Genomic DNA, 16,802 nt, shown 5'->3' on the forward strand with positions numbered 1-16,802 from the left:
CAAGCGACAGTGGTCATTGAATGTCTGTACCCTCCGATACCTTGGAAGCATGAAGCTTCTGCACACCTCAGATTGGCATTTGGGACGCTCCTTCCATGGCGTTGGAACCCTGGCGGCGCAACGGCGCTTTGCCGACCAGCTCCTAGACACCGTCACGGAGGAAAGCATTGACGTAGTCCTGGTGGCCGGTGATGTGTATGACCGTGCGCTCCCCAGCGTTGACGTGGTGAACCTCTTCGATGACATCCTGGCCCGCCTCAATGCTGCCGGCGTGCAGGTGATTGTCACGAGTGGCAATCACGATTCCGCCACGCGGCTCGGCTTTGGTGGACGCTTACTGGAGAGCGCCGGCGTTCACTTGCGCACCCGCATTGCGGATCTGGCTACGCCCATCTTGCTCCCTCTCGGCCGGCAGGCTGGCGGTGCAGACAGCGGTGTAGACGGCGGGCCCATACTTGCCATTTACGGCATCCCCTATCTTGAGCCCAGACTGGTCGCAGAAGAATTGGGTGTGGAGCACGGCACCCATTTCAGCGTCACCGAGGCGGCCGTGAAGCTCATTGGCGCGGACCTCGCCACCCGTCCTCCCGGAACTCCGTCCGTTGTGCTCGCCCACACCTTTGCCAGCGGCGGTATCACCTCGGCCAGCGAACGTGAACTGTCCATAGGTGGTGTGGGTGCCGTTCCGTTGGACCTCTTTGACCCTTTCAGTTACACCGCGTTGGGCCATCTGCACGGTCCGCAGCGGCTGAGTGAGTCCGTTCGCTACTCCGGATCGCCCCTGCCGTACTCCTTCTCCGAGGCCGCTCACCACAAGGGCGCCTGGCTGCTGGAGATCACCGAGTCAGGACTGGGCGAGGTCACCAAGGTTAACTGGGCTCCCGAGCGGGCCCTGAGTATTCTCAAAGGCAAGCTCGAGGATCTGCTGGCCGAGGAAAAGTGGGCCCCGGATGAGGCCAACTACTGCCAAATCACCTTGACTGACAATGACCGCCCGGAGCTGGCCATGGAGCGGCTACGCAGCCGCTTCCCACACACTTTGGTGCTCATGTTTGACCCTGAAATTACCCGCGACGCGGACAAACAGAGTTACGGTTCCCGTATTGCTGCGGCCACGGATGAGCTGGAATTGTGCTGTGGATTCCTGGACCATGTGCGTCACCGCGCCGCGAACGACGACGAACAACAGCTCTTGCGCGCAGCCTTGGCAGCCGTACGGGAAGAGGAGGCGGCACGATGAGAATCCATCGTTTGGAAATCCAGGCTTTTGGTCCCTTTGCCGGCCGGGAAATCATTGATTTTGATGTCTTGGGTGCCCAGGGGCTGTTCCTGCTCAATGGATCCACTGGAGCCGGAAAAACCAGCATTCTTGATGCCATCGCCTATGCACTTTACGGGCAAGTTCCAGGGTCCCGGGCCGGCAGTACGGGCCAACTGCGCAGCCACCATGCCGCAGATGGTGTGGCCCCTGAAGTGGTGTGCGAATTTACTGCCGGTGGGCGCCGGCTTGAAGTTCAACGCAGCCCCGAATGGATGCGGCCCGTAAAGCGTGGAACCGGCACTACTCGCGAACAGGCAAGCACCCAGCTGCGGGAAAAGACTGACGCGGGCTGGGAAGTGAAATCAACGCGTAACGACGAGGCAGCCAGCGAGATCCATCAGCTCCTTGGCATGAACATGGCCCAGTTCACCAAGGTAGTTCTGCTGGCCCAGGGTGATTTTGCTGCGTTCCTGCGCGCCACGGCCGCCGAACGTCAAACGCTGTTGCAGCGGCTCTTTGGCACAGACATTTACCAGGACGTTGAAGTTCGCCTTGCTGCTGACTCCAGGGTGGCACAGGGCGCCGTAACAGCAGGTCTCGGCGCCTTGGAAACCGCCGAGCGGGTTGCGCGGAGCCAAAGCGCGCAGGTTCTGGCACACGAGGCTGCACATGCCATGAGTGCAGCCACGCTGAAAAGTGCAGAACTGGATAGTACAGAACTAGAAAGCACAGACCGGGATAGTGCAGGGAGCTCAGAGGACGGCGCCGTTGCAGAACCGCCCATGAGCGAGCTACACGGACTGGAACTGTTTGCCGTCCTGAAACAACAGCTGGCGCAGGCCGTGGCCCGCACCGGAGCTTACGCCGAACAAACCAGGGAGCAAGCGGAAGCGCTGGTGCAGCGGGTCAATGCCGCGCAAAGTCGGCGGAGTCGGCATATGGCGCTGGCGGCAGCGCTTGCCGAACAAAGCCGGCTGAAGGATCTGAGCAGCCAAGAGGCCACGTGGCGAGAGCGGCAGGACCGCCACCACCAGGCCCAGGTGCTGTCCGCCGTTGTGGGATCTGCAGCCAAGACCGCACTGGAGCTTGAGCGGGCGCAGTCCCGGACTGATGCTGCGGCAGCCGGCTTCGACGCTAATGAGCTAGCCGGTGCAATCCTTGGCAAAGATGCAGCCAGTGCTACCGCTGCCGATTTGGAAAGTCTGGACCGTGAGCTGACCAAGCAACTTGCCACCGTTGATGCGGTACTGCCGGATGAGACGAAGCACCAGCAAAAGAGTGAACAGCTGGTTCACGATGAGGTGGCGCTGGCGACGGCGCACACACAACAGCAGCTGCAGGGCTCGGCTGTGACGGTCGCGAAAAATCGGATTGTGGACGTCCAGACTCGTCAGGACGAGTTGCGTGCTGGTAGCCACAATGTGGAACAGAGTGCGCAAAATGCCAAGGATGCTGCCCAGTTAGTCACCACCATCGAGGAATATCGCCACCACAGCACCGTGGTGGAACGGCTGGTCCTGGCCGAGACCGGTGCACGCGAGCACGCCGTCGCTGCCAAAGAGGACTGGCTGGAAGCGCTTAACCAGCGCCTCAATCAGGCTGCCGGCCAGCTGGCGGAAATCCTGGTGGACGGGGAGCCTTGCCAAGTCTGCGGCAGCACCGTCCACCCAGATCCTTCGCCGCTGGCCGGAACCGGTGCCGACTTAGTCAAGGCGGAGAAGGCAGCCAAGAAAGTCTCAGACACGGCTGAGGCGGACGTTTCTGCAGCGCGTACCAGGCTGTCCGAGGCGCGAAACACCCTCGGAGTCTTGGCCGAGCGCGGAGGTGCCAGCGGTCTTGAACAGGCGCGTGCCGCCGTCGTCCTTAAAGAGCGCGAACTCCGCGATGCCACGGCAGCGGTGGCAGAGCTAGCAGCGTTGGATGCCGAATCAACGGCACTGCACAGCAGCGTTGAGCTGGCGCAAGCGGCCGTTACCGCGGCAGCTGAAGATGCCGCGTCGTTGAATGCGGGGCAGGACGCCTTGACCCGGGAAATTGCTGCTCTGGCCGAGCACCTCACAGTGGTTCGTGCCGGATACAGTTCTTTGAGCGAACGACGGCAGGCGCTGTCCCGGGCGCAGGAACCTGGGGACGCTCTGCTCGTGGCCTTACGCCAGCAGGTGACGGCGACAGCCGCGGCTCAGGAGGCTGCCGACTCACTAGAGGTGGCCTTGGCTGATTCTGATTTTGCCGATGCGACTCAGGTGAGGGAGGCCCTGTTGGCTCCTGCCGAAGCGGCCGCCGTAGACCGGCAGATCAAGGACCATGCCCAAGCCGTAGCCGTGAACACTGCCAGACTGGCTGACCCTGACGTGGAGTTGGCCATGGAGGAAGCGCAAGCGGGCGTCGAGGCTCCGGACCAGGACTCGGTGGCGCAACTGGCGCAGGAGGCTGCCGCGGCCAAGGTCGTGGCGGAAGCCGGTGCCTTGGATTCGGGGATGGCACGCAACGCTGCTGCGCAGTTGCAAGAGAGCGAAGCCGGCTTCATTGCCTTGGAAGAAAAAGTGGGCCCCTTGCGGGATCAGGCCCAGTTGCTGGCAGGGCTGGCCGAGGCTGTGCGCGGGGGAGGGGACAACAAATACAAGATGACGCTCAGCAGCTATGTGCTCGCGGCGCGGCTGGAACAAGTGGCGCTGGCAGCATCGCTGCGTCTGGCCACCATGAGCGATGCCCGGTACACCCTGCGCCACAGCGACGCGAAGAAAGGCAACCAGAAATCTGGGCTGGGCCTTGAAGTGGTGGACGAGTGGACTGGAATCAGTCGGGATACGGCCACGCTGTCCGGAGGGGAATCGTTCATGGCGTCGCTGTCGCTGGCGCTGGGGCTCTCCGATGTGGTGCAGCAGGAATCAGGCGGCCTGGACATTGAAACCTTGTTTGTCGATGAAGGCTTTGGCAGCCTCGATGAGCAAACCCTCGAGCAGGTCATGGACGCCTTGGAGGGGCTACGCGACGGCGGACGCATGGTGGGGCTGGTCAGCCATGTTGCCGAGATGAAGCAACGTATCCCCTTGCATTTGCATGTTCACAAGGGGCGCAACGGTTCGACTGTAGAGCTGAAAATGGCGGGGGCGCAGGCCGGGACGGGGGTTTCCTGAACAGGTAGACTTGCTGGGTCCTTGCCTGATCAAACTGGTGGCTGGAACCGGCACAGGCCAGGACACAAGATTTCGTGAAAGCAGTTTGCCATTACCTCGTCACTAGAAAACCCGTCCGCCCCTGAGCCCAAGGGTGGACGGTATTCCGTTCTGCCCCGCTTGGCTGGCACCAGTTACATTCCGTTGGGCCTCTTTGCCCGAGTACCGTTGGCCATGCTGACCATTGGTGTCTTGACCATGGTCACCCAAGTAAGTAATTCTTACGCCATTGGTGGTTTCGCCGCGGGGGCCATTGGGTTAGGAGCAGCCGTCGGTGCTCCGTTTGTGGGCTATTTGGCTGACAGGCTTGGACAGAAACGCGTGTTGTTGGTGGCCGCCATTGTCAACACACTCCTGGTGGGAGCTGTGGTTCTGCTGGCCTATGCGCTGCTGCCGAGCGACGGGGCCCGGTTGGCCGACGGCGCCACGCTGGTGGTCTTGTTCGCAGCACTTCTAGCCGGAAGCACCTCACCACAGGTTGGCCCGCTCTCCCGCGTACGGTGGATGGCATTGAGTAAGAAGCTTCCCGCGAAGGAGCGGGGCCCGGCCGTGGACACCGCGCTGTCGCTTGAAGGCACCGCCGATGAAGTGACGTTTGTGCTGGGGCCTGCTCTGGTGGGCTTACTGGCATCGCTGCTGGCTCCGTGGCTTCCGTTGGTTTTGGCCGCAGTGATGACAGCCGTTCTGGTGAGTCTTTTTGCTCTCCACCCCACGGTGGAAGCGGTGGGACCCCGCATGGCGGCCAGCAGCACCGTGGGCAATGCCGGCTACGTGACCAAGGAGAAGCCCAGGTGGCTCCTGGTGGCGGTTCCTGTGCTGGGAATGCTCTTTATGGGTACCTTTTTTGGTTCGGCCCAGACAGCGTTGACGGCCTTTACGGGAGTTCACGGCTCGGTGGACCAGGCTGGCCTGATGTACGCCATCATGGGCTCTAGTTCCGCCGTGACCGCGTTGTCTGTGGCCTATTGGCCGGAGAAATTTAGCTATGTGTGGCGCTGGGTACTGTCCGCCGGATTAATGGCTGCGGGTTCGGCAGCCTTCTTGCTACCCACCTCTTTGGGACAAATGGCGTGGGTACTGCTGCTGGTAGGACTCTTTGTGGGGCCCGTGATGGTCTCGATCTTCAGCGTGGGCAGCAAGGTAGCCCCGCAGCAGTGGATGGGCACCGTCATGACAGCTCTGTCCAGCGGTATTGTCGCCGGAACAGCTTTGGGCTCGGCAGTGTCAGGTTCCCTGGCTCAAAGTGTGGGGTATTCTGCGGCGTTCGTTGTCCCGCTTGCCGCAGCGAGTTCCTTGTTTCTCCTTGGCCTGGTTTCTGCACTGGTGCTGGGGGGCCGTACGGCCAGCTAGCTTGCTAACCCGCTAAAGGGTGGGCCCATTCAGGAAGCTGAGCGCCGCATCCTTGAACTCGCGCGAGGTCACAGTGTTGTTGTGGGTTCGTCCTTCAATGACCACTTGCTGCGCGTCGGGGCTTAGCTCGGCAAGCCGGTTCATGGTCCGAGCCCTCTCATCGAGGCTGCCAGCGACCAACAGAATGGGCATGCGCGGAACAGCATCCGTGGGGTCGAAAGGTTCCATTTTTACGGCTTGAATCAGCGCCAGCAAAGCAAAGATGTCATTGGACGGGATCAGCTGAGCCATATTCAATAACCAGGCGGTTGACTCGTCGGCAATGAGTGTTCCATCGTTGAGGAAGTCCTGCGCGGCGCCGAGATCAAAATCTGCCAGCGGATCCTCTGGGTTGGGTCCTCCGAGAACCATTTTCCGCACGAGTTCGTGTTGGGTGGCACCAAACTCCCACGCTAGGCGTGCTCCCAGGGAGTAGCCGATCAAATCGACTCCGCTGGCGGGATCGCCCGCGCGCAGGGGGTGAATGCCTGTATCAATGAGTATCTGCAGTAGGTCGGCCCTGATCTTGCCTGGCGTGTAGGAGTCAAGATCATAGGGTGCGGCGCTGTGTCCGTGTCCGGGCAGGTCAACGCTGATGACCCTGCGTCCGGCCTGATTCAAGGCCTTGACCCAGCCAGTCTTGACCCAGTTCAGTTCAACGGACGAAGCGAAGCCGTGAATCAGAAAGACCGGAGGCAGGGGAACAGGATCCGCGGCGTCGAAAACCACCACATGGAGTCCGGCTTGAGCGCCTTCAATGCTGTGGGGAGACACCGGAGCGGCGTGCTTACCTGGGGAAGACATGGGGCGAACCTTTCCCGCGGCGGGCAGTGCCGCCGTCGTAGCTCAACCATAGCGAAAACCACTGATGACTGTTGCACGGGCACGGCCGGACCGCGGGAGTGTTACCGATGGTCCATCACCGATGCAGGGCTACTGGCCCGCTGCCTGGCGCCGCTTCCGGAGCAAGGGAACGAGCCAGTTCAGGAGGGCAATCACGGCGATCAAACTGAAAGTGCTGATCAGTTGGCTGCGGCTGACGGGATCGCTGAAGCCCACGACGAAGATGGCGAGCAGCAGTACCAGTCCGGCCAGGGTGAGGAAGGGGAAGCCGCGCATGCGCATCGGCAGGGCTGTGCCGTCCTTGTCGGCTCGGCGACGCAGGATGAACTGGGACAACAGGGCCATGCCCCAGACCACCAGGCAAGTGGAACCCACCAGGTTCAGCAGAACCACCAGGACGGTATCGGGGTAGAACAGTTCCCACACAACGGTGATAAAGCCGAATGCCACGGAAATGGTGACAGCTGCGACCGGCACCGAGCGTTTGTTGGTGCCGTTGAACAGCCGGGGAGCCTCGCGGCGTTCGGCTAGTGAGTAGATCATGCGCGAGGCGCCATACAGGTTGGCGTTCAGGGCTGAGAGCAAGGCTGCGACGGCGACCAGCGTGATGGCGGTGCCGGCCCACGGCAGCCCGGCGTAGTTCAGGACACCTGCGAACGGCGAACTCAGCGCATCGCTGGTCCACGGCAGCACGGCGGCGATGATGAAAATGGAGCCCACGTAAAACACCAAGATCCGCCAAACCACGGTCCGGACGGCGACGGTGACGCTGCGGGAGGGGTTGGCGGTTTCGGCGGCAGCGACAGCCACGATCTCAGTGCCGCCAAAGGCAAACGCCACAATAAATAGGGCCGAGGCAATGCCGGCCATGCCGGTGGGCGCGAAGCCGCCATTATTGAACAGATTCCCCAAGCCAGGAGATGTGGTGCCGGGGATCAAGCCCAGAAGCAGCGCCGCGCCAAATGCTAGGAACAGCACAATGGCTGCGACCTTGAGCAATGAGAACCAGAACTCAAATTCGCCATAGTTTTTTACGCTTGTCAGATTCACCGCAGTGAAGAGCACCATGAAGATCAACGTCAGCGCCCAGGCCGGAATTACCGGCCAGACGGTGACGAGGAGGTGGGCGGCACCTAAGGCCTCGGCCGCGATCACCACGACGAGTTGCAGCCACCAAAGCCAGCCAACGGTGGACCCGGCAACCTTGCCCATGGCCTTCTCGGCGTACACCGAGAATGCGCCGGAATTGGGGTTGGCTGCAGCCATCTCACCCAGCGCCCACATGACCAGGATGATCAAGGTCCCGGCAACCAGATAGGAGATCAGTACCGCAGGTCCGGCCTTCATGATGCCCTCGCCCGAGCCCAGGAAGAGTCCTGCGCCAATGGCGGATCCCAGCCCCATCATGGTCAGCTGACGCTGCTTGAGTGAGGTGCCTAAGCCAGGTTTGGCGGGCGCAGCCTCTGTAGGGGCAAATTGTTGGGTCATGAAAGGGATGGCCTTCGTTAGTGGAACCGGCCACGTGTGGCCTTAATGGGGGAAATATGATTCCTGTCAAGAATTATCCATCAAGTGGTTACAGAGCCAAAGTCGGCGTCCAATCGCTCTGTGCTCTGTGCTCTGTGCTCTGTGCTCCGTCCTGGGCTCTGCTATGTCGGGCCAGACACCGACTTATGTGCCGAATCGGTTCCGCGGCGGTGCTCTCTCCTAATTCGGGGGTAGTTATCGCTTTCGGATGCCCGTGGGCCGGCATCCCAAAGCGATAACTACCCCCGGAGGGTTCCGCCGGAATTGAAACAGCAGATAAGGGGGGTGTGGCGCGCCGTGACGAATCCAAACTGCAGATAAAGGGGGTCACGGGCCGGATCACCCCCTTTATCTGCAGTTTGGAATCGGGACTGAGGCTGCACAGGCCAGGTTCGGTCCGTCTGCCCGGATTCTGGACGCAAAGACCAGGCCAGGCCACTGGATGTCAACGTCAGCGGCATAATCCGAGCAGCCGGATTTGTTTCAAGGCTCTGTGGCGTCGTAGAATCAGTTGTAGTCAAAATGACTCTAACTGAGCTTCGTAACAAGAAAGCGGGGTGCTGGGCATGGAACGAACCCAATTCGTGGCAGCTGCAAACGTCAGCGAACGCCTGGCGCAGCCACCTGCCCTAGCCATTTCCACCGTCATCTTCGCCCTTCGGCCCAGTGCTGAAAGCGGCCGCCCCACACTGTGGCTGCCCCTGGTTCGACGCATTCGTGAACCGTTCAAGGACTTGTGGGCGCTCCCCGGTGGGCCCCTGACGCAGGCCGATTCCCTGCAAGATGCCGCGGCCCGCAATCTACAAGACACCACGGGTCTGGCGCCCAACTACCTTGAACAGCTGTACGCCTTTGGCGGTCTGCACCGCTCACCGAGCCAGCGGGTGGTCTCGATTGTGTATTGGGCGCTGGTGCAATCAACGCAGGCGGAGCTGGCACAGGAGTCCGAGAACGTGAAGTGGTTCCGAGCCGACAGGCTGGGGGAGCTGGCGTTTGATCACAATGAGATTGTCGATTACGCCCTCTGGCGGCTGCGGAACAAGATGGAATACGGCACCATTGCCTACCATTTACTCGGTGAAAAATTCACTCTGGCGCAGGTGCGCGAAGTCTATGAAGCCGTTCTGGACCGCACTGTTGACCCGGCCAACTTCCGCCGCCAGCTCAAGCAAACGGCCTACATTGAGCCCACCGATCAGTTTCTGCAAGGTGGCAAACACCGTCCGCCGCGCCTGTACCGCTATACCGGAATCGACAGCGTCACCAGTGGCACCGGGCCTGCGCAACATCCCCCGTCCCGTCTGTAACCGCCCCCACTCACAATTGCCTCCCCCTCTCTTTTTGCCTCACACTCTTGGAGTAAGCCATGTCATCCGTGAACACCACCCTTCAGCTCATCAGCCGCGAACAGGCCGAGGCGGCCCAACGTGACGCTCAATATCCGGCCCAGCAGCTCGGCTTGCCGGGCCGCGCCCAGGAAAGCTGCGACGACGATCTGGCCAAAGGCCCGTGGGAATTCGACCTGGCCGAAGCTCTTGCCGGCACCCCTGGCTACGGCCCCGGCGCCTCCAATGAGGACAAGGCTCCGGCCGCCACCCCGGTGCAGGGCCAGCTGCCGCAAGAGTACAAGGACGCCTCCGACGCCGATCTTGAGGCCCGCATACTCGCCGCTAAGGCGCAACTTGGGGAACGCGTCGTCGTGCTGGGGCATTTCTATCAGCGCGATGAAGTGGTGAAATTTGCCGACTTTGTGGGGGATTCCTTCCAACTCGCCAACGCCGCCAAGACTCGCACTGAGGCCGAGGCAATTGTCTTCTGCGGTGTGCACTTCATGGCTGAGACGGCTGACATGCTCTCCGGCTCACATCAGAGCGTTATTTTGCCGAACCTTGCGGCGGGCTGCTCCATGGCAGACATGGCCGATCTGCCGTCCGTTGAAGCGTGTTGGGCCGAGTTGGAGACGCTCTACGGCACCGAGCCCGATGCTGATGGCCGGGTTCCGGTCATTCCCGTCACCTACATGAACTCTTCGGCAGCGCTGAAGGCGTTCTGCGGTGAGCACGGTGGGATTGTGTGCACGTCCTCGAATGCCTCGACGGTGCTGGAGTGGGCGTTTGAGCGCGGCCAACGGGTGCTGTTCTTCCCCGATCAGCACCTGGGCCGCAACACGGCCAAGGCCATGGGCGTGCCGCTGGTGGAAATGCCGCTCTGGAATCCGCGCCTGCCGCTGGGCGGGAACAGTGCCGAGATCATGGACAACGCCAAGGTGGTGCTGTGGCAAGGTTTCTGCTCGGTGCACAAGCGTTTCACTGTCAAGCAGATTGATCAGGCCCGCGTGGACTTCCCGGGCGTGCGCGTGATCGTCCACCCGGAATGTCCCATGGAGGTGGTGGATGCGGCCGATGAAGCCGGCTCCACCGACTACATCCTCAAGGCCATCCAAGCTGCCCCGGACGGGACAACGTTCGCCATCGGCACGGAGATCAACATGGTCAACCGGCTCGCGGCGCAGTACCCGCAGCACACCATTTTCTGTCTTGATCCGGTCATCTGCCCGTGCTCCACCATGTACCGGATCCATCCCGGTTACCTGGCTTGGGTCCTTGAAGGGCTGCTGGCCGGCGAGGTCCGCAACCAGATCACCGTCCCGGAGGCCACCGCCGTCAACGCCCGCATTGCGCTGGAACGGATGCTCGCTGCGAAGCCCCAACCCAAGACCGCACGCGCATGAGCAACTCGCATCTGGTGGTTGTGGGCAGCGGTATTGCCGGGCTTTACGGTGCGTTGCTGGCCGCCGAGGCAGGGTCGCGGGTAACGCTGCTGACCAAAGGATCGCTGGCGCAAAGCAACACTCATCAGGCGCAAGGCGGCATTTGTGCCGTGCTCGCTGAGGGTGAGGCTGCTCCCGGAGATTCAGTGGAGGCGCACATTGCCGACACCCTCAAGGCCGGAGCCGGACAGTGCGATCCCGAGGCCGTGCGCATCCTGTGCACCGAGGCCGCCGCCGACATCGCGGCCCTGGAACGTTTCGGCGTGCGCTTTGACCGCGACGCTACGGGACGCCGTTCGCTGGGTTTGGAGGGAGCTCATTCGGCTGCTCGGATCCTGCACGCTGGCGGGGACGCCACGGGAGCAGCCATCGCCGATGGGCTGATCGCCGCCATCCGGGAGCAGGCCGCGCTGGGCCTCATCACGCTGTTGGAGAATTGCTTCGCCACCGAGCTGCTAACCGCTCCCACTGACGCGCACGACGGCGGGACCCCGCCTCAGGCTGTCATCGCCGGCATCGCTTACCTTGACGCTCAAGACGCACGCCAGACCTTGGGCGCCGACGCGATTCTGCTCGCCACCGGTGGTGCCGGGCAGCTTTTTGAATTCACCACCAATCCGCACGTTGCCACGGGCGACGGCGTGGCCCTTGCATGGCGCGCAGGCGCAGTGCTGGCCGATCTTGAATACTTCCAGTTCCACCCCACAGCACTCGCAATTGGCGAGAACTTCCTGATTTCCGAGGCCGTGCGCGGCGCCGGAGCCGTACTGCGCGACATTAACGGCGAGGCGTTCATGACCCGCTACCACCCGGAAGGTGATCTCGCCCCGCGTGATGTTGTCTCGCGCAGCATTGCCGCTCATCTAGCAACTCTTGCGGAAAACGCCCGGTCCGCAGGCGAAACCGAAGGTCCTGCGCACGTCTTCCTCGATGCGAGCGGCATTGAGGAGGCCAACGGTTCCGGTTATCTGGCCCGCAGGTTCCCCACGATCGACGCCGCCACCGCCAGTCTTGGCTTCGACTGGCGTCACGACTGGCTCCCCGTGGCTCCCGCAGCGCACTACTGGATGGGAGGTGTGGTCACCGATCTGCTCGGCCGCACCACTATCCCTGGGCTCTACGCTGCCGGAGAGGTAGCCTGCACTGGCGTTCACGGCGCCAACCGACTCGCCTCCAACTCGCTGCTGGAGGGGCTCGTGTTCAGCCGCCGCGCCGTCGCTACCTTCACCTCCTCGGCTAATGGGGCCACGACCGGCCAGCAGTCACACCCAGCCAGACAGTCTTGGTCAGCCACGTCCGACGGCGCCACAGCCCTCGAAGGAATCCGGAACCATCCTGCCGGGCTGGGCCGCGAGACGCTGCGCCACCTGATGGGACAGCACGCTGCGGTAGTGCGCGACGCTTCTGGATTGCAGCAGGCCGAAACCGCCCTGCAGGCCAGATCGGCGCACGAGCAAGGCGCTGTAAGGGGGCGAGGCTCTGCACATGAACAAGCATCTGCGCGCCAGCAGCTAGAGGACCAGAACGTCCAGCTTGTGGCAGGACTCCTGATCCGCGCAGCGTTGGCCAGGGAGAACTCCGTGGGTGCGCATTACCGCAGCGACTTCCCGCAGAGCCCTGGACTATCAGCCCCAAACTCGTTCCGAGAGTCCAACTACTGGATCAACCCGGACGCCCACTTGACCACCATCGAACCCCAGCGTGAAAGCGAAACAGTATGAACGCCGTCGTGCCTGTCCTGAAAAAAACGCCAACCCGGACACTTTCGCAGCTGCCGCGCACAGCAGTGGAGGAGATTCTGCAGCGTGCTTTTGCCGAGGATGCGCCGTACGGAGACGTGACCTCGCAGGTGCTGCTGCCGGCAGATGCCAGGGCCACGGCCTGGCTGGTGGCGCGCGAACCCGGCATCTTCTCCGGCGGTGAGGTGTTCCGCGCTGCCATGGTGATGCAGGACCCGGACGCCCGGGTTGAGCAGTTAGTGGCAGACGGCGCCACTTTCAAGGCCGGAGACCGGCTCATGAACGTCACCGGGTTGGCGCGGGCTGTGCTGACGGGGGAGCGGATCGCGCTGAACCTGACGCAGCGGATGAGCGCCATTGCCACCCAGACGGCCGAGTATGCGGCACTGATAGCCGACACCGGCGCCCGGGTCACGGATACTCGCAAAACCACCCCTGGCCTGCGCATCCTGGAACGCTATGCCGTGCGCTGCGGGGGCGGGCACAATCACCGCTTCTCGCTCTCGGACGCTGTGCTGGCCAAGGACAATCACCTGGCCGTGCTGACCGGCGGCGATCATGCCAAGTTGACAGCGGCGCTCGCAGGCGTGCGTGCCCAGCTGCCGCACACCGTGCACTTTGAGGTTGAAGTGGACTCGATTGAGCAGATCGAACCCGTGCTGGCGGCCGGCGTGGACACCATCATGCTGGACAACTTCAGCAACGCCGAACTTGTTCAGGGCGTGGCGCTGATCAACGGCAGGGCGCTGGTGGAGGCCAGCGGCAACGTGAACCTCTCCACCATCGCCGGGATCGCGCGCACGGGGGTCGACATCATTTCCGTGGGTGCCCTGACCCATAGCGTCCGGGCGCTGGATCTTGGCCTGGACATTGACGTGGAGCTCCAGGGATCCGTGGAGTTGCCGTGATTTTCCTCGATGCCGCCGCCACCACGCCCGTTCGGCGCGAGGTCATCGAGGCTATGTTTCCGTTTCTGACCAATCAGTTCGGCAACCCCTCCAGCCACCACGAGCTGGGGGAGCTTGCCGCCACTGCCCTGGCCGGTGCCCGGGAACAATGTGCTGCGGCGTTGGGCGCCCATGCAGAGGAGCTCACCTTCACCTCGGGAGGGACCGAGGCAGACAATCTCGCCTTGAAGGGCATTGCGCTGGCCCGCCGTGCCGCCGACCCCACCCTGAACCGCGTGCTCATCAGTGCCATAGAACATCCCGCCATTGTGGAATCAGCCGACTTCCTGCGCCGCGTCCACGGCTTCGAGGTGGAGCTGATTCCCGTGGATGGCTTGGGTGTGGTGGATGCTGAGGTATTTGCCGCCATGCTGGCTGGCCCCGGTGTGGCCGTCGCCTCCATCATGTATGCCAATAATGAGGTGGGCACTGTTCAGGACATCGCCGCCCTAGCCGCGCTCGCAACAACTGCCGGCGTGCCACTGCACAGCGACGCCGTCCAGGCCGCGGGCTGGTTGCCGCTGAATGTGCCTGAACTGGGTGTCACGGCACTGAGCATCTCAGGCCACAAAATTGGCGCCCCCAAGGGCGTGGGACTGCTCTACGTCAAGGGTGGAACCTTGTACGAGCCGCTGATCCACGGTGGCGGGCAGGAGCGCGGCAACCGTTCCGGAACCGAGAACGTGGCATTTGCTGTCGCCCTGGCCACGGCGTTAGGGATGACTGAAGCAGGCAGGAGCGCCGCCGTCGAACGCGTCACAGCACTGCGGGAGGACTTCATCCGGGGCATTCTGGCGGACATCCCCACCGCACAGTTGACCGGACACCGGAGCCGCCGGCTGCCCAGTGTGGCGTCGTTTTGCTTCCCGGGAACCAGCGGCGAATCGGTGCTGCTGGAGCTGGAACGGCGGGGGATTGTGTGCTCGTCAGGATCGGCCTGCGCGGCGGGATCGGATGAACCGTCAGCCGTGCTCAGCGCCATGGGTATTGAACGGTCTGTGGCCCAGACGGCGCTGCGCTTCAGCTTCGGCAACGAGGTCACGGAGCAGGCGCTGGACACGGCGGCCACGGAACTGACGGCCGCTGTGGAACGGATGCTGCGGCTGGGCAGGAAATAGTCAAAGTAATTAGTGCTAATTGCTTTGCCGGTTGTGGGCGTACGGTGGGAGATATCCGGTCATCGGGGCTGGACCCAGCACCAAGGAGAGCGCCATGACAGTCACCGTCCCAGTCACCGAATGTGCCGTTGCCAACTGCTCATTCAATGATCACACCCATTGCGGTGCTGCAGGCATCACCATCGGTGGAAATTCAGATCACGCCCAGTGCGCCACCTTCATCGACACCGGGATTCAGGGCGGATTGCCGAAGGTCCTGGCATCCGTGGGAGCCTGCCAGCGTTCGGAATGCTCACACAATGAAAACCTCATGTGCGGTGCCAGCTCGGTACGAGTTGGGCCAGGGGCAGACAACGCTGATTGCCTCACCTACGAACACAGCAGCTGATCCAGCGAGCGACCTTAAGAGGCCGCGCTTAGGAGGGTACGCCGTCGTTGATTTGCGTACTTGCTGAGCCGGTACTTTCTGAGCCCGCACTGATCGAGGCTGCGCCGTGCCGTACCCGGCGGAAAACCCAGAGCCGGAGCAAAATAAATCGGGTCACGGCCGAGGCAACATTGCCCAGCACAATCACCACGAGTTCCACCGTGATCGAGGCACCGGGGGACACCTGGTGTAGCACCCAGAGGCTACCCGTTGTCATGGCCAGTGCCAGAAGCATGACCCCGACCCCGCGCTGCTGATCACGCCACCACATGTGGCTCGTGTGCAGGCCAAAACTGATACGCCGATTTAAGTCCGTATTCAACACGGAGCAGAGCACCAGCGAGATGGTGTTCGCCCATTGCGTCCCCACGGAGGGGCGTAAGACGGCAAAAATGGTCATTGAAATGACGGTGCAGATCACGGCGACGGCCGCGAATCCGCGGAGCTGTTTTATGAGCGCTGGCTTGCTGTGCAACCACGCCAGCAACTTTCCCGATAACTTCCCTGAAACCTTCCCCGATAGCTTCCTGGATAGCCGTTCCGAGGGTGCAGCGAAGACCCCGCGCACCGCGCCTGACGGGGCGGTCGACACGGGGGCTGAGTCCGGGATCTCTGCTGTGCTCATGTGGTTTTCATCTTGCCAGTTAAAAGTGTCAGCTCCCAATGCACTGCATGGGAGCTGACTGTGAAGCCGGAAGCGTCAGATGAGTGCGCTTCCGGTTTCACAGGTGATGTCAGAGAGTTTATCGGCCCGCAATAACCGGGTTGCGCAGTTCGCCAATGCCTTCCACGCGGGCAATGACCTCATCGCCGGGATTGATTTGGCGGCACTCTGCCGGGAATCCGGTCATGATGACGTCACCGGGCTGCAACGTCATGAAGGCGCTCAAGTAGACCAGGATTTCATCAACGCCCCAGCCCAGGTCATCACTAGAGGCGGCGGTCAGCTCGTTGCCGTTGTGCACAATGCTGATGGCCACGCCGCGGTCCTGCAGACCAACAACAGTCCACGGGCCCAGCGGAGTGAAGGTGTCGGGGCTCTTGGCGCTGATCCACAGTTCGTCAGATTTCTGGGCGTCCCGAGCTGAGACGTCGTTGCCGATCGTGAAGCCCAAGATGGCACTGCGAGCCGTGTCCAGTGTCAGGTTCTTTGCCGTGCGGCCAATCACGATGGTCAGCTCGGCCTCCGGGTCAACGTAGCCAACGGTGGGGCTCAGTTCAATGGCATCGCCGGGTCCAACCACGGAGCTGGCAGCCTTGTGGAAAGCCTGCGGGGGAAGGGCCCGGCCGGGGGCGCCGGTGTTGTGCGCCATGCCCAGGACGTTGACGGGGGTGCAGGGTGCCAGGAGCGTGAACTGATCCTCGCCCACGGTATCGCCCAGAGTCCAGCCAGTGCGGGCGGCACTGTTCTGGTTCGCAGCCGAGGCCGGGAAGGGGGTTTCCACGATCTGCCAGAGACGACCTTCGGGGCTGTTAAAGTCCGCGGCGTCGTTTCGGACGAAGAACTGCTCGGCTAATGGCGCCGTAACGGCGTCTAGTGGGCGGACACGGGCAAGGCGATACGGCGCAGTAGTCATGAGGACATCCTACCTCCTAGTTCGGAAG

13 protein-coding genes are annotated in these 16,802 nt (G+C 62.3%); 9 read left to right on the forward strand and 4 right to left on the reverse strand.

The annotated features are described in order from the left end of the window. The first annotated feature begins 49 nt into the window (after positions 1-49). The 3 genes from CXQ93_RS05530 (at position 50) to CXQ93_RS05540 (ending at position 5,787) form a co-directional block, all read left to right on the forward strand. Entirely contained in the window at positions 50-1,240 is a 1,191-nt protein-coding gene (locus CXQ93_RS05530; RefSeq protein WP_104109466.1) for an exonuclease SbcCD subunit D, read from the forward strand. Continuing rightward, positions 1,237-4,398: an AAA family ATPase gene (locus CXQ93_RS05535; protein WP_104109467.1), complete on the forward strand. Its 3,162-nt coding sequence runs from the start codon at positions 1,237-1,239 to the stop codon at positions 4,396-4,398. The genes CXQ93_RS05530 and CXQ93_RS05535 overlap by 4 nt, the downstream gene beginning before the upstream one ends. A gap of 159 nt (positions 4,399-4,557) precedes the next feature. Then, positions 4,558-5,787 (forward strand): MFS transporter, encoded by a 1,230-nt coding sequence (locus tag CXQ93_RS05540; RefSeq protein WP_258068623.1) that lies wholly within the window; start codon positions 4,558-4,560, stop codon positions 5,785-5,787. Positions 5,788-5,799: 12 nt separating this feature from the next. Here the strand turns inward: CXQ93_RS05540 and CXQ93_RS05545 are convergent, their stop codons facing one another. Both CXQ93_RS05545 and CXQ93_RS05550 read right to left on the reverse strand, forming a co-directional pair. Next, complete coding sequence (locus CXQ93_RS05545) at positions 5,800-6,630, reverse strand: alpha/beta fold hydrolase (RefSeq protein ID WP_104109468.1); 831 nt, start codon at positions 6,628-6,630, stop codon at positions 5,800-5,802. A gap of 129 nt (positions 6,631-6,759) precedes the next feature. Beyond that, entirely contained in the window at positions 6,760-8,157 is a 1,398-nt protein-coding gene (locus tag CXQ93_RS05550) for an amino acid permease (protein ID WP_104109469.1), read from the reverse strand. A gap of 605 nt (positions 8,158-8,762) precedes the next feature. On the opposite strand from CXQ93_RS05550, the gene CXQ93_RS05555 reads away from it, so the two are divergent. The 6 genes from CXQ93_RS05555 (at position 8,763) to CXQ93_RS05580 (ending at position 15,158) form a co-directional block, all read left to right on the forward strand. Continuing rightward, the gene (locus CXQ93_RS05555; protein WP_104109745.1) at positions 8,763-9,503 is read left to right on the forward strand and encodes an NUDIX domain-containing protein; all 741 of its coding nucleotides are present in this window, start codon (positions 8,763-8,765) and stop codon (positions 9,501-9,503) included. Between the two features lie 59 nt (positions 9,504-9,562). Next, positions 9,563-10,927 (forward strand): quinolinate synthase NadA, encoded by a 1,365-nt coding sequence (gene nadA, locus CXQ93_RS05560; RefSeq protein WP_104109470.1) that lies wholly within the window; start codon positions 9,563-9,565, stop codon positions 10,925-10,927. Next, a complete protein-coding gene (nadB, locus tag CXQ93_RS05565; RefSeq protein ID WP_104109471.1) occupies positions 10,924-12,687 on the forward strand; it encodes an L-aspartate oxidase in 1,764 nt (587 codons plus the stop codon). The genes nadA and nadB overlap by 4 nt, the downstream gene beginning before the upstream one ends. Then, entirely contained in the window at positions 12,684-13,613 is a 930-nt protein-coding gene (gene nadC / locus CXQ93_RS05570) for a carboxylating nicotinate-nucleotide diphosphorylase (protein WP_104109472.1), read from the forward strand. Before nadB ends, nadC begins: the two co-directional genes overlap by 4 nt. After that, positions 13,610-14,770 (forward strand): cysteine desulfurase family protein, encoded by a 1,161-nt coding sequence (locus CXQ93_RS05575; RefSeq protein WP_104109473.1) that lies wholly within the window; start codon positions 13,610-13,612, stop codon positions 14,768-14,770. Before nadC ends, CXQ93_RS05575 begins: the two co-directional genes overlap by 4 nt. A 94-nt stretch (positions 14,771-14,864) precedes the next feature. Continuing rightward, positions 14,865-15,158 (forward strand): DUF1540 domain-containing protein, encoded by a 294-nt coding sequence (locus CXQ93_RS05580; protein ID WP_104109474.1) that lies wholly within the window; start codon positions 14,865-14,867, stop codon positions 15,156-15,158. Between the two features lie 28 nt (positions 15,159-15,186). Here the strand turns inward: CXQ93_RS05580 and CXQ93_RS05585 are convergent, their stop codons facing one another. Continuing rightward, the gene (locus tag CXQ93_RS05585) at positions 15,187-15,822 is read right to left on the reverse strand and encodes a GtrA family protein (RefSeq protein ID WP_104109475.1); all 636 of its coding nucleotides are present in this window, start codon (positions 15,820-15,822) and stop codon (positions 15,187-15,189) included. 118 nt (positions 15,823-15,940) lie between these two features. Beyond that, positions 15,941-16,774, reverse strand: a complete 834-nt coding sequence (locus tag CXQ93_RS05590; protein WP_104109476.1) for a fumarylacetoacetate hydrolase family protein — start codon at positions 16,772-16,774, stop codon at positions 15,941-15,943. Positions 16,775-16,802 lie beyond the last annotated feature (28 nt).

Origin of the sequence: Arthrobacter sp. N199823, from assembly GCF_002929705.1 — a bacterium.
Lineage (GTDB): Bacteria > Actinomycetota > Actinomycetes > Actinomycetales > Micrococcaceae > Specibacter.

What these genes read in the sequence shown, in the direction of transcription:
- CXQ93_RS05530 (WP_104109466.1), top strand. Translation starts at nt 50, where the DNA reads ATGAAGCTTCTGCACACCTCAGATTGGCATTTGGGACGCTCCTTCCAT.
- CXQ93_RS05535 (WP_104109467.1), top strand. Translation starts at nt 1,237, where the DNA reads ATGAGAATCCATCGTTTGGAAATCCAGGCTTTTGGTCCCTTTGCCGGC.
- CXQ93_RS05545 (WP_104109468.1), bottom strand. Translation starts at nt 6,630, where the DNA reads ATGTCTTCCCCAGGTAAGCACGCCGCTCCGGTGTCTCCCCACAGCATT.
- CXQ93_RS05550 (WP_104109469.1), bottom strand. Translation starts at nt 8,157, where the DNA reads ATGACCCAACAATTTGCCCCTACAGAGGCTGCGCCCGCCAAACCTGGC.
- CXQ93_RS05555 (WP_104109745.1), top strand. Translation starts at nt 8,763, where the DNA reads ATGGAACGAACCCAATTCGTGGCAGCTGCAAACGTCAGCGAACGCCTG.
- nadA (WP_104109470.1), top strand. Translation starts at nt 9,563, where the DNA reads ATGTCATCCGTGAACACCACCCTTCAGCTCATCAGCCGCGAACAGGCC.
- nadB (WP_104109471.1), top strand. Translation starts at nt 10,924, where the DNA reads ATGAGCAACTCGCATCTGGTGGTTGTGGGCAGCGGTATTGCCGGGCTT.
- nadC (WP_104109472.1), top strand. Translation starts at nt 12,684, where the DNA reads ATGAACGCCGTCGTGCCTGTCCTGAAAAAAACGCCAACCCGGACACTT.
- CXQ93_RS05580 (WP_104109474.1), top strand. Translation starts at nt 14,865, where the DNA reads ATGACAGTCACCGTCCCAGTCACCGAATGTGCCGTTGCCAACTGCTCA.
- CXQ93_RS05585 (WP_104109475.1), bottom strand. Translation starts at nt 15,822, where the DNA reads ATGAGCACAGCAGAGATCCCGGACTCAGCCCCCGTGTCGACCGCCCCG.
- CXQ93_RS05590 (WP_104109476.1), bottom strand. Translation starts at nt 16,774, where the DNA reads ATGACTACTGCGCCGTATCGCCTTGCCCGTGTCCGCCCACTAGACGCC.